The organism is Pseudomonas sp. R4-39-08, assembly GCF_003852275.1.
GTDB lineage: Bacteria > Pseudomonadota > Gammaproteobacteria > Pseudomonadales > Pseudomonadaceae > Aquipseudomonas.
In genome coordinates, this window is the sequence record NZ_CP027733.1 from 155304 (window position 1) to 168385 (window position 13082).

At 62.4% G+C, this 13082-nt stretch carries 10 protein-coding genes; 8 read left to right on the forward strand and 2 right to left on the reverse strand.

Annotated elements, in window-relative coordinates; translation table 11 throughout:
• The first annotated feature begins 48 nt into the window (after positions 1 to 48).
• The 8 genes from C4J88_RS00655 (at position 49) to C4J88_RS00690 (ending at position 11409) form a co-directional block, all read left to right on the forward strand.
• Complete coding sequence (locus tag C4J88_RS00655) at positions 49 to 1407, forward strand: TolC family outer membrane protein (protein WP_124360682.1); 1359 nt, start codon at positions 49 to 51, stop codon at positions 1405 to 1407.
• A gap of 40 nt (positions 1408 to 1447) precedes the next feature.
• Positions 1448 to 3604: a type I secretion system permease/ATPase gene (locus C4J88_RS00660; protein WP_124360683.1), complete on the forward strand. Its 2157-nt coding sequence runs from the start codon at positions 1448 to 1450 to the stop codon at positions 3602 to 3604.
• Positions 3594 to 4958, forward strand: coding sequence for an HlyD family type I secretion periplasmic adaptor subunit (locus C4J88_RS00665; protein ID WP_124360684.1), 1365 nt, complete (start codon positions 3594 to 3596; stop codon positions 4956 to 4958). Before C4J88_RS00660 ends, C4J88_RS00665 begins: the two co-directional genes overlap by 11 nt.
• A gap of 213 nt (positions 4959 to 5171) precedes the next feature.
• Complete coding sequence (locus tag C4J88_RS00670; RefSeq protein ID WP_124405940.1) at positions 5172 to 6038, forward strand: TauD/TfdA family dioxygenase; 867 nt, start codon at positions 5172 to 5174, stop codon at positions 6036 to 6038.
• Between the two features lie 60 nt (positions 6039 to 6098).
• On the forward strand, positions 6099 to 7019 hold the full coding sequence (locus C4J88_RS00675) for a LysR family transcriptional regulator (protein ID WP_124405941.1): 921 nt from the start codon (positions 6099 to 6101) through the stop codon (positions 7017 to 7019).
• Between the two features lie 335 nt (positions 7020 to 7354).
• On the forward strand, positions 7355 to 8890 hold the full coding sequence (locus C4J88_RS00680) for an MFS transporter (RefSeq protein ID WP_124405942.1): 1536 nt from the start codon (positions 7355 to 7357) through the stop codon (positions 8888 to 8890).
• 15 nt (positions 8891 to 8905) lie between these two features.
• Complete coding sequence (locus C4J88_RS00685) at positions 8906 to 9964, forward strand: HlyD family secretion protein (protein WP_124365327.1); 1059 nt, start codon at positions 8906 to 8908, stop codon at positions 9962 to 9964.
• Positions 9961 to 11409 (forward strand): efflux transporter outer membrane subunit, encoded by a 1449-nt coding sequence (locus tag C4J88_RS00690; RefSeq protein WP_124405943.1) that lies wholly within the window; start codon positions 9961 to 9963, stop codon positions 11407 to 11409. Before C4J88_RS00685 ends, C4J88_RS00690 begins: the two co-directional genes overlap by 4 nt.
• 36 nt (positions 11410 to 11445) lie before the next feature.
• On the opposite strand, the gene C4J88_RS00695 is transcribed toward C4J88_RS00690, so the two are convergent.
• Positions 11446 to 12669 (reverse strand): type II toxin-antitoxin system HipA family toxin, encoded by a 1224-nt coding sequence (locus tag C4J88_RS00695; RefSeq protein WP_124365329.1) that lies wholly within the window; start codon positions 12667 to 12669, stop codon positions 11446 to 11448.
• A complete protein-coding gene (locus C4J88_RS00700; RefSeq protein ID WP_124365330.1) occupies positions 12647 to 13006 on the reverse strand; it encodes a helix-turn-helix transcriptional regulator in 360 nt (119 codons plus the stop codon). Before C4J88_RS00700 ends, C4J88_RS00695 begins: the two co-directional genes overlap by 23 nt.
• Between the last annotated feature and the right edge of the window lie 76 nt (positions 13007 to 13082).

Consider the following 13082-nt stretch of genomic DNA (forward strand, 5'->3'; position numbering starts at 1 on the left):
GGCGCCAATCGCTGTGATTTGAGACAAGAAGTCCTGGGGAATTTTTTAATGCGTCTGCACCTGCTTAAGGCAATACCGTTCGTTCTCGCCGCCAGTTTTGTCCAAGCCCAAACATTGCCCCAAGCCATGCAGCAGGCACTGGATGTGCACCCTGAGATTCAGGCCGGTGTGAACAGTCGTATCGCCGCCGATTACCAGCTGCGTGCGGCGCAGGGCGGGTATCTGCCGCGTGTCGATTTGAATGCCGGCTATGGCCGTGCAGGCACCGATAACGCCTCCACCCGCCTCGCCAATGGCACGGGCGGCAACCACTGGGAAACCCTCAATCGCGGCGAGTCCAGCCTGCGCCTGCAACAAATGATTTTTGACGGTTTCGCCACCTCCAGCGAAGTCGGGCGTCAACAAGCCAACGTCAACGCCCGTGCCTATTCCCTGCTCGGTACGTCCGAGCGTACCGCGTTGACCGTCGCCCAGGTCTACCTGGAAGTGTTGACCCGTCGCGAGTTCGTGCGCCTGGCCGAAGACAACCTGCGCAACCACGAACGCATTTACGATCAGATCAAGCTGCGCACCCAGCGCGGCGTCGGTAACGGTGCCGACCAGGACCAGGCCGAAGCGCGTCTGGCCCAGGCCCGCAACAACCTGATCACCGAGCAGACCAACCTGGCGGATGCGCAAACCAACTACCTCAGCGCCGTTGGCCAGATGCCCGACCAGCTCGAGCGCCCGGCACCGTTCATGGCCATGCTCCCGGCCGACCTGAATGAAGCGCGTCGCCAGATGCTCGATAACAGCCCGGTCCTGCGCTCGGCCGAGTCGGACATCTCTGCCGCCGAGAAGCAGTACGCCGCCGCCAAGTCCAGCTTCTATCCGCGCTTTGATGCCGAACTGGGCACCAATGCCGACAATAACGTCGGCGGCGACGCCAACCACAGTAACGGCTGGGAAGCCATGGTGCGTATGCGCTTCAACCTGTTTGCCGGTGGCAGCAACAAGGCCGACCTGCAATCGAAGTCGTACCAGGCCAACCAGGCCCTGGACATCCGCAACAACGCCCTGCGCCAGCTCAATGAAGAACTGGGCCTGGCCTGGAACGCCCTGAACAACGCCAACGCGCAACTGCCGGTGGCCCAGCAGTATGTGGACCACAGCACGCGCGTGCGCACCTCCTACCAGCAACAGTTCAGCCTGGGCCAACGTACCCTGCTGGACTTGCTCGACAGCGAGAACGAATTGTTCACCGCTTCGCGTCGCCTGGAAGAGATCAAGAACATTCAGTTATTTACTCAGTACCGAATCAAGGCGACCATGGGCCAATTGCTCAAAAGCCAAGGCGTAGTCGCTCCAATGGCCTCCATCGTGCAAAACGATGTGAAGCCCAAAGTCCAGCTGCCTGGGATGAACTGAGTCACCCCATAGCCCCATCTGTTAGTCGAGAGTGCACCGCGTGGAATCCGAAGTCAGTCGAGTTCATCTCAGTCATGATCCACGCACGCTGCACGACGACCCGTTACTCGACGGGTTGTTGGCACTCTGCGCCCTGCATCAGAAACCGGCCAGCGCGGCCATGCTCACCACCGGCCTGCCGCTGCCTTCGCAGCGCCTGAGTGCCGAGTTGCTGGCGCGTGCCGCCGCGCGTGCCGGGCTGCAGGGCCGGCTGTTGCAACGCAAGCTCGAACAGATCCCAGCCATCGCGTTGCCAGCGCTGCTGCTGCTCAAGGACGGGCGCAGTACTGTGCTGGTCGGCTGGCAGGGCGACGATGAAGCGCGGGTGCTGCTCAGCGAAAGCGACGGCGGGGAAGTGCTGATCAAGCGCGAACTGCTGGCCGCCGACTACATCGGCAAAGTCTTCTTCGCCCAGCCGCAGCACAAATTCGACGTCAACCACGGCACCCTGATCCCGCGGGCGCGGTCCTGGTTTCGTGACACCCTCAAGCGGTCGCGCTGGCTGTACACCGACGCCATCGCCGCCAGCTTCCTGATCAACATCATCGCCATGGCCGCGCCGCTGTTCGTGATGAACGTGTACGACCGCGTGGTACCCAACCAGGCCACCGCCACCCTGTGGGTGCTGGCTGTGGGCATCTGCGGCGCGTACCTGTTCGACCTGGTGCTCAAAAGCCTGCGCAGCCTGTGCCTGGACCTGGCCGGTAAGAAAACCGACCTGATCATCTCCGCCACGCTGTTCGAACGCATCGTCGGCATGTCGATGAAGTACCGCCCGGCGCGGGTCGGCAGCTTTGCGCAGAACATCCATGAGTTTCAGAGCCTGCGCGACTTCCTCGCCTCGCTGACCCTTACCAGCCTGATCGACCTGCCGTTCACGCTGCTGATCTTCCTGGTGATCGCCCTGCTCGGCGGCCATCTGGTATGGATTCCGGTGCTGGCGTTCCCGATTGCCCTGGGTATCGGCTACGCCCTGCAGAAGCCGTTGGTCGCGACCATGGAACGCACCATGGCCCTGGCCGCCGAGCGCCAGTCGAGCCTGATCGAAACTCTCGCCGGGCTGGACGCGGTCAAGGTCAACAACGCCGAGAGCGAACGCCAGTACGGCTGGGAACAGACCATCGGCACCTTGAGCCGGCTCGAACTACGGGTGAAGTTGCTGTCGGGCCTGTCGATGAACATGACCCTGCTGATCCAGCAACTGGCCGGCGTGATCATGATCGTGTTCGGCGTGTACCAGATCATCGACGGCAACCTGAGCATGGGCGGCCTGATTGCCTGCTACATGCTCAGTGGCCGCGCGTTGAGCCCGCTGGCTTCGCTGTCGGGCCTGCTCACGCGCTACCAGCAAGCCAAGGTCACCATGACCTCGGTGGACCAGATGATGGAACTGCCCCAGGAGCGCAACTTCGAAGAGCGCCCCATGAGCCGCCGCACCCTGCAAGGCGCCATCGAGTGCCGGGGCCTGAACTTCACGTATCCAAACCAACAGAACGCTGCGCTGAAAAATATCAATCTGGTGATCAAGCCAGGGGAAAAAATCGGCATCATCGGCCGCAGCGGCTCGGGCAAAAGCTCCCTGGCCAAATTGATCGTCGGCCTTTACCAGCCCGACTCCGGCGCGTTGCTGGTGGACGGCGTGGACGTGCGCCAGATCGATGTCAGCGAACTGCGCCACAACATCGGCTACGTCGCCCAGGATATCCAACTGCTGGCCGGCACCCTGCGTGACAACCTGGTCAGTGGTGCACGCTACGTCGAAGACGAAATGGTCCTGCAGGCGGCGGAATTGGCCGGCGTGCACGAATTCGCGCGCCTGCATCCGCAAGGCTACGAACTGCAAGTCGGCGAGCGTGGGCAGAACCTGTCCGGCGGCCAGCGCCAGAACGTCGCCCTGGCCCGTGCGCTGCTGCTCAACCCGCCTATCCTGCTGCTGGACGAACCCACCAGCGCCATGGACAACACCGGTGAAGAACGCTTGAAACAACGCCTGCACGCCGTGGTGCAAAACAAGACCGTGGTGCTGGTGACGCACCGTGCCTCGCTGCTCTCCCTGGTAGACCGCCTGCTGGTGGTCGACCGTGGGCAGATTCTTGCGGACGGCCCGAAAGCCGTGGTCATGGAAGCGTTGAAGAAGGGGCAGATCAGTGTTGCTTAACTCCATCAAAAACGCGGTCGGCCGCTACTTCAAAGGTTCCGACTCGCTGCACGGCCAGCCGCTGCCCGAGGTCAACAAAGCGTTGATCGAAGATGCGCCGCGAGTCATCCGCCTGACCATCTGGGCCATCATTGCCTTCTTTCTGTTTCTGGTGGTGTGGGCGGGTTTCTCCGAAATCGACGAAGTGACCCGTGGCGACGGCAAGGCGATTCCGTCGTCCAAATTGCAGAAAATCCAGAACCTGGAAGGCGGCATCGTCGCCGAGCTGTACGTCAAGGAAGGCCAGATCGTCGAGGCCGGTGCGCCGCTGATTCGCCTGGATGACACGCGGTTCGTGTCCAACGCCGGCGAAACCGAAGCCCTGCGCCTGGCCATGCAATTGCGCGTCGAGCGCCTGAGTGCGCAGGTGGATGATCGCCCGCTGAACATTCCCGACGAGGTACTCAAGGCCGCGCCCAGCCAGGCCGCCAACGAGCGCTCGCTGTATGAAAGCCGTCGCCAGCAGTTGAAAGACGAAGTCGGCGGCTTGCAGGAGCAACTGGTGCAGCGCCAACAGGAACTGCGCGAGTTCACCTCCAAGCAAGGCCAGTACCGCAGCCAGCTTTCCCTGCAACGCCAGGAAATCAACATGTCCGAGCCGCTGGTGGCCCAGGGCGCGGTGTCGCCGGTGGAAGTGCTGCGCCTCAAGCGCGCCGAAATGGAAACCCGCGGCCAGCTGGACGCCACCACCCTGGCAATCCCCCGCGCCGAATCGGCGATCAAGGAAGTGCAGCGCAAGATCGATGAAACCCGTGGCAAATTCCGCAGCGAAGCCCTGACCCAACTCAACGAGGCCCGCACCGAACTGAACAAGGCCGAATCCACTGGTCGCGCACTGGAAGACCGTGTCAGCCGTACCCTGGTCACCTCGCCGGTGCGCGGCATCGTCAAGCAGCTGCTGGTCAACACCGTCGGCGGCGTGATCCAGCCGGGCAGTGACATGGTGGAAATCGTGCCGCTGAACGACACCCTGCTGGTGGAAGCCAAGATCCGCCCGCAAGACATCGCGTTCCTGCACCCTGGGCAAGAAGCGGTGGTCAAATTCACCGCTTATGACTACACCATCTACGGTGGCCTGAAGGCCAAGCTCGAACGCATCGGCGCTGACACCATCACCGATGAAGACAAGAAAACCACCTACTACATGATCACCCTGCGCACCGACCGCAGCCACCTGGGCACCGATGAGAAGCCGCTGCTGATAATCCCCGGCATGGTCGCCTCGGTGGACATCATCACCGGCAAGAAAAGCATCCTCAGCTACCTGCTCAAGCCGATCATCAAGGCGCGGGCCGAGGCGTTGCACGAGCGGTAATCTCTATCGCTCTTGCCGGCCCAATCGGGAGCAAGTCGAATCGTCGCACCGCCCCTCCCACACTTGATTTGTGAGCACATTCAAATGTGGGAGGGGGCTTGCCCCCGATGAGGCCATCAGCATCACCAAAGCATATGGATATGCCCTAACAGTATTTAAACTTCCATTCTTAGACCTATAAATTCACTCCCCTGTCTGCCGGAAGTGAACCCCATGTCCACCATCAACCAAACCTTCGACATCCGCCCCTTCTCCGGCAGTGTCGGCGCCGAAATCATCGGCCTGGATCTATCCCAACCCTTCAACGACCAGGACTTCGCCCGCATCCATCGCGCACACCTGGACCACCACGTCATCGTGTTCCGCGACCAACGCATCACCCCCGAACAACAGATCGCCTTCAGCCGCCGCTTTGGCGTGCTGCAAATCCATGTGCTCAAACAGTTCCTGCTGGCCAATCACCCGGAGATCCTGATCGTCTCCAACATCATCGAAAACGGCCAGTCCATCGGCCTGGGCGATGCGGGCAAATTCTGGCACTCGGACCTGTCGTACAAGGAGCTGCCCAGCCTGGGCTCGATGCTGCATGCCCAGGAACTGCCGTCCGAAGGCGGCGACACGCTGTTTGCCGACATGCACAAGGCCTGGGAGCAACTGCCCGAGCACCTGCGCAACGCCGTCGAAGGGCGCCGCGCCGCGCATTCCTACACCGCGCGTTACAGCGAGAGCAAATTCGAGGGCAACTGGCGTCCCACCCTGACCCCTGAACAGCTCGCCCAAGTGGCCGAAGTGGAGCACCCGATCGTGCGCACCCACCCGGAAAACGGCCGCAAGGCCCTGTTCGTCAGCGCGGGCTTCACCACCCGCATCGTCGGCCTGCCAGAGGACGAAAGCCGCGACCTGCTGGCCCAGCTCTACGCCCACAGCGTGCTGCCGGCGAACATCTACCGCCACCAGTGGCAGCCCCATGACCTGGTGTTCTGGGACAACCGCTCGCTGATCCACCTGGCGGCCGGTTGCCCGAGCCACCTGCGCCGCAAGTTGTTCCGCACCACCATCCAGGGCGACGCGCCGTTCTGAACCGCTAAAGCCTGCTAGGATTGCGTCCAGTTCACTCCCGACCGAACACGAGTGCTTGGCATGCAACTTCCCGACATGAACCTGCTGGTCGCCCTCGACGCGTTGCTCGATGAAGGCAGCGTGGTGGGCGCCGCGCGACGGATGAACCTGAGCCCGGCGGCCATGAGCCGTACCCTCACGCGTATTCGCGAGGCGGTGGGTGATCCGATCCTGGTGCGCGCCGGCCGCGGCCTGGTGCCGACGCCCAAAGCGCTAGAGCTGCAAGGCCAGGTGCGCAACGTGGTGGAGCAGGCGGCGTTGTTGTTTCGCTCGGCGGACCAGGTCGATTTGAGCACTTTGCGCCGCCGCTTCAGCGTGCGCGCCAATGACTTTTTCATCGGCGTGTATGGCGGTCGGCTGTTCGACACCCTGCAACGCGCGGCGCCGTTCTGCGAACTGCGCTTCGTGCCCGAAGGCGACACCGACGATGAAGCGCTGCGCGAAGGGCGGTTGGACCTGCGGGTGAGCAATACCATGCCGGCCGGGCCTGAAGTGAAGGTGCAGAACCTGTTCTCGACCACGTTTGTTGGCCTGGCCCGGGAAGATCACCCGCTGTTCGACGAAGAGATCACCGCCGCTCGGTTTGCCAGCTATTCCCACATCAGTATCTCGCGACGCGGCATCGCCCGTGGGCCCATCGATACCGCCTTGAATGCCCAGGGCCTGGAGCGCCACGTGGCAATGATCGCCCCCGGCTTTCACGGCGCGATGTTCATGCTGCCCGACTCCGACCTGCTGTTGCCGGTGCCCAAGGAAGCCCTCCTGAGTGCTCGGCGCCTGAAGCTGCCGCTGCGCTCGTTCGCCTTGCCGATTTCGCTGCCGACCCTGGTATTGGCGCAATCCTGGCACCCGCGTTTCGACAAAGACCCGGCGCACAAATGGCTGCGCGAGACCATGCGCGAGAGCTGCCACGCCACCTGGCTGGAAGCCCAGCCCAGCTGAAATCAAATGTGGCAGGGGGCAAGCCCTAATGCCAGTTAGTTAAGGCGACACCGAACCTGTGGCGAGGGAGCTTGCTCCCGCTGGACTGCGCAGCAGTCCCATTGTTTGGGGCCGCTTCGCGCCCCAGCGGGAGCAAGCTCCCTCGCCACAAGTTAGTTCTCGCTCCTGCTACTTCTTAACTGACCGGCATTAGGGCAAGCCCCCTCCCACATTAAATGCCCCGCATTACCCGGTGGATTGCGTATGACGCACTTATAACCTGCCAACAAGTCACTTTTTGTCATGCATTTGCCTGATTAAACTGCTCGGGTATTCCCATTCCGAGTTACTTGTCCATGACTTCCCTCGCTGCCCCCGCCTTCGAGGCCGCAGCCAAACCCACTGCGCCCAGCCCTCCGGTGTTCGGCCCGCGCATCATCATCGGCCTGGTCGGCGTGTTGCTGGCGGTGCTGGTGTCTGGCCTCAACGAAATGGTGACCAAGGTCGCCCTCGCCGATATCCGGGGTGCGCTGTACATCGGCTTTGACGAAGGCACCTGGCTGGTCGCGGCGTACACCGCCACTTCCGTCGCAGCCATGGCATTCGCGCCGTGGTGCGCGGTGACGCTCTCCCTGCGGCGTTTCACCCTGGGCGCCATCGGCGTGTTCACGCTGCTCGGCATCCTTTGCCCGTTTGCACCGAACTACGAAAGCCTGTTGCTGCTGCGCACCGTGCAAGGCCTGGCCGGTGGCGCGTTGCCGCCGATGTTGATGACCGTGGCGCTACGCTTTCTGCCGGCCAACGTCAAACTGTACGGGTTGGCCGGCTATGCGTTGACGGCCACTTTCGGCCCGAGCCTGGGCACGCCATTGGCGGCGCTGTGGACCGAATACGTCGGCTGGCAATGGGCGTTCTGGCAGATCGTCGGGCCGTGCCTGTTGGCGATGGCCGCCGTGGCCTACGGCTTGCCGCAGGATCCGCTGCGCCTGGAACGCTTCAAACAGTTCAACTGGCGTGGTCTGCTGTTGGGCTTCCCGGCGATCTGCATGCTGGTGATCGGCCTGTTGCAAGGCAATCGCCTGGACTGGTTCGAGTCGGGCCTGATCACCTTTTTGCTCAGTGGCGGCGCGCTGCTGCTGGTGCTGTTCATGCTCAACGAATGGTCGCAGCCGCTGCCATTCTTCAAGCTGCAGATGCTCGGCCTGCGCAACCTGTCGTTCGCCTTGATCGTACTGGCCGGGGTGTTGATGGTGCTGACCTCGGTGATCATCATCCCGTCGAGTTTTCTCGCCCAGGTCCAGGGCTACCGGCCACTGCAAACCGCGCCGGTGATGTTGCTGATGGCGCTGCCGCAGTTGATCGCGCTGCCGCTGGTGGCGGCGCTGTGCAATCTGCGCTGGGTCGATTGCCGCTGGGTGCTGGGCATTGGCCTGAGCATGCTGGTGGTGTGCTGCATCGGCAGTTCGCACCTGACCTCGGCGTGGATTCGCGATGATTTTTATGGCTGGTACCTGCTGCAGATCTTTGGTCAACCGATGGCGGTTCTGCCGTTGCTGATGCTGTCCACCGGCAGTATTCAACCCATCGAAGGGCCGTTCGCCTCGGCGTGGTTCAACACCGTCAAGGGTCTGTCCGCCGTGATCGCCACGGCGGTGCTGGATACGCTGACCACCCAGCGCGGGCATTTCCACTCGAGCATGCTGGTGGACCGCCTGGGCAACTCACCCCTGGCCGACGGCGACGCGCCGGGCCTGGCGCACCGCCTGCACGAGCAGACCGTGGTGCTCACCTCTTCGGATCTGTATGTCGTCATGGCCGGTGTCGCGGTGGCGTTGATCCTGCTGATTTTCTGGATGCCCACGCGGATTTTCCCGCCTCGTGCACCGACCTGACCCCAAGGATTTCTCATGAAACGCAAAGACAAAATTGCCGTCTCCGTCATCGCCGTATTTGCCGTGGGCGTGCTGGTGTACCTGGTTGCGCCGGGCATCCTGGGCAGCCAGCGCCAGACCACCAACGACGCCTTCGTCGCCGCCGATTTCACCCTGGTTGCACCCCGCGTTGCCGGGTTCATCAAGGACGTGCTGGTGGAAGACAACCAGCGCGTCAAGGCCGGCCAGCTGTTGGCGCTGATCGACGACCGTGACTTTCGCGCCGCCGCCCAGGCTGCCGACGCCGACACCCTGGTCGCCCAGGCCCAACTGAAAAACGCCACCGCGACCCTTGAACGCCAAAGCTCGGTGATCGCCCAGGCCCAAGCCACCGTGGCGGCCGATCGCGCCGAAGTGGCGTTTGCCGAACACGAACTGAACCGCTACAACCACCTCGCCGGCGTCGGCGCGGGCACCGTGCAGAACGCCCAGCAAGCCAAGACCCGCATCGACCAGGCCACCGCGCGCCTGGCCAAATCCACGGCGGTGCTGGCAGCCGAACGCAAGCAAGTGGAAATTCTCACCGCCCAGCGTGACGCTGCCGAAGGCGGTCTCAAGCGTGCACAGGCCGCGCTGGAAATGGCCAGTTATCAGCTGTCCTACACCCGCATCGTCGCGCCGGTGGACGGCATGGTCGGTGAGCGTGCGGTACGGGTGGGCGCCTATGTCACGCCGGGCAGCAAGATCCTCGCCGTGGTGCCGCTGGCCCAAGCCTATGTCGTGGCCAATTTCCAGGAGACGCAACTGTCTCACATGCAGGCCGGCCAAGCCGTGCAGGTGCGGGTCGACAGTCTCGATGGCGAGTTGCTCAACGGCCATCTGGAAAGCCTGGCGCCTGCCACGGGGGTGACCTTTGCCTCGGTCAAGCCGGACAACGCCACCGGTAACTTCACCAAGGTGGTGCAGCGTATTCCGGTGAAGATTGTGCTTGAGCCAAACCAACCGCTGACCGAACGCTTGCGCGTAGGGATGTCGGTGGAAGCCAGTGTCGACACCCACGCCGCCGCACAACAACATGAGGTGGCCCAGCAATGAGACATCTCGCCTGGCTCACCCTGAGCCTGATCAGTTTGAGCGCTTGCACCGTCGGCCCGGATTTCCAGCGGCCGCAGGGTCCGTCTGTGGCCCAATGGACTGAGCCCCAGGGGCGTCAGGCGGCCAGTCGCGCCACCAGCGACCCGTTGCAAGAGCGCTGGTGGGACGTATTCCACGACGAGCAACTGTCGGCCCTCACACGCCGCGCCCTCAGGGATAACCTCGACCTGAAACTGGCCAGCAGCCGCCTGCAACAAAGTCGCGCCGTGCGCCAGGTAACCACCGCCGAACGTTACCCCAACGTCGACGCGGGCGGCGCTTACCAGCGTAAGCGCAACAGTGGCAGAGGCTTGAACGACCCCTCCGGCGAGAACGGCCGCTCGGCGTTCAACCAGTGGGACATGGGCTTTTCCGCCGCTTGGGAAGTGGACTTCTGGGGCCGGGTCAAGCGCGAGACCGAAGCCGCCGACGCCACCCTGGAAATCGCGGAAAACGACCGCCGCGCCGTGTTGCTGTCGGTGCTGGCCGAGACCGCCCAGGACTATATCCAACTGCGTGGCGTACAAAACACCCGCGCCGTCACCGAGCAGAACCTCGACGTCGCCCGCCACAGCCTCAAGCTTTCGCAACTGCGCCTGGCCGATGGCGTGGCGACCGACCTGGACGTGGCCGAAGCCGCCGCCCAGGTCGCCGCCATCGAAGCGCGCCTGCCGGATTTGCAGCAGCGCCAGGACCAGTTGATCAACGCCCTGAGCCTGCTGATGGGCGAGCCTCCGCAAGCCCTGCACGCGCAACTGTCCAAGGACGCCGCCGTGTCGCAGACCCAGCGCCAGGTCGCTATCGGCCTGCCGTCGGAACTGGCCGAGCGCCGCCCGGACATCCGCCAGGCCGAAGCCCGCCTGCACGCCGCCACCGCCAGCATCGGCGTGGCCAAGGGCGATTTCTACCCGCGCATCACCCTGTCCGGCAGCCTCGGCTCCCAGGCCATGCAGCTCGCGGATCTCGGCTCCTGGGGCTCGCGCGCCTTTGCCTTCGGCCCGCAGTTCAGCCTGCCGCTGTTCAACGGCGGGCGCTTGCAAGGCATGGTGAATCTGCGCGAAGCCCAGCAACAGGAAGCGGCGCTGGCCTACCAGCAAACCGTGCTGCGCGCCTGGCATGAAATCGACGACCAGTTGACCCGCTACAACGCCAGCCAACTGCGCCGCGACAGCCTCGCCGAAGCCGTGCGCCAGAACCAGATCGCCTTGACCACCGCACAACACCAGTACGTCGAAGGCGTGGCGGATTTCGTCAACGTGCTCACCGTGCAAAGCGCGCTGCTGGCGACCCAGGAACAGTGGGTGGAAAGCTCTACGAGTGTGTCGTTGGCGATGGTGGGCTTGTATAAAGCGTTGGGTGGCGGCTGGGAGTCGGTGTATCCACTGGCGCGTTCAGATGCGCAATAGGACGGACGTGAGGTCGTCTTCGGCTGCGCACCCGGGTCATGCCATCAGCTGCGTTTCAAACCGGGTGCATACCTTGGAAAGCATGCTGGTATCGGCACTGCTGCAGCCTGTGGCCTCAAAAAAGCCGGAGGCTTCTCGCACGACGGCATAGACGTCAGTGACGATGGATCTTGCTTCATCCATTCCCAAGCCAAAGCGCTCGGGCGTACTCAGCAAATTGCTGATAGACGATACCCTTCCTTCATTCCCGATGATCAGCGCCTGCAAGCCTAGTTGCGTCGGATGGGGCAGCACGTCAAATACTGGCGCAAGGGAGTAGCCCGACGAGCTGGTCAACAGCAGTCCGGTTTGTTTCAGGTGGTCGTCGCTATTTCCGATGAGCACATTGAATGCCATGCGTCGATAAAGTTCACGCATGTCGAGCGTTGCATCGTCGCTGACCTTCTTCAAAACGTCGGCGATTCTGGAATAGGAAACGTCACTATCAACCGCGCCAACGCGCATTCTCGGCTTCTCGGCGCTTACCAAAGAGTTGCAGCTGACATAGTGCTCGCGGCCCGTTCCTTCATGCCGGTCAAAGCGCTCGACCATCAATACCGGCCTGCCGGCTACCTCGACCAACTTGTGCCCCGCTGCCGGTAGACCCGCCGCGTTCGCCATTTGCAGGCTGGCAAATTCAGCACGGGGCTGATCGAAAACATCGTCGCTACGGCCGAACTTGGCAATCCATTCCTTACCTTCATGAGTCACGGTGACCTTGGGTCTGGCGCCGCCCATAGAGCTTCCGAACTCGAATAGCCGTGCGATTTCCGCAGGGAGGTCTACATCGCCTTTCTCGACTTGATCGAGGCCCACCATGATTTTTTCGAGATCTTCAAATTGTGGCGGCTGGTGCAGGGTAGGTAACAGATGTCGTGAAGCACTGAAAAGCAGGCATCCAACCCCGGCACCCCGCGAGGCAAGCAGCCATTCTATGTCGTTTTGTGGATGCTGCTTGTGAGTGGCCAGCAGAACACGCCGGCCCCAATTGTCCGGAGTGGCGTCGTCAAGCACCCCAAACATGCGCGTGGAGGAATATTGGTTAGAGGTCAGTGGCAAATTCAGCGGGTCAATCGCGAATGCGTTGGGTCTTGCGAGCCAGCTGTTCGCGTAGCGAAAAACGAACCCGCCCCCGTGCATCGCCACTTCACCGACGGGGACCGGATCACCGACTGAGTGAGCCGAAAAAACAAATGCATTACCAATCGGCTTCCAGGACATGAGGGTCTCCTTCTGTGCGAATTCGGTCAGGCTCACGGGCGAGGCTCAGGGTTATCCCAACCTGGTCAAGGTCTGGCGATGCGATGCTCGCCATCCCTTCCTCCAGGTCCATCGCGCTGAGCACATTCATCAGTACACCGAGGGATACGCCGGCTTCTCCCTGTCTCAGTCGTTGATACGTTTGCCGGGTGATACCCGCGCGGCTGCATATGGTGGAAATTTTCAGCCGACGACGAACACGGGCTATTTCGATACCGTTTCCGATACCTTTCATCAGCTCATCGCTTCGCTCTGAGATGTACCCTTTGTGAGGGTTCGGCTTGCCCGACGCTTGCATGATATATCACCCTTTAATGCGGTAAGAGTAACTTATATCATCCACTCTGTTTAAGCCAGTGTGCATAAACTCCAGC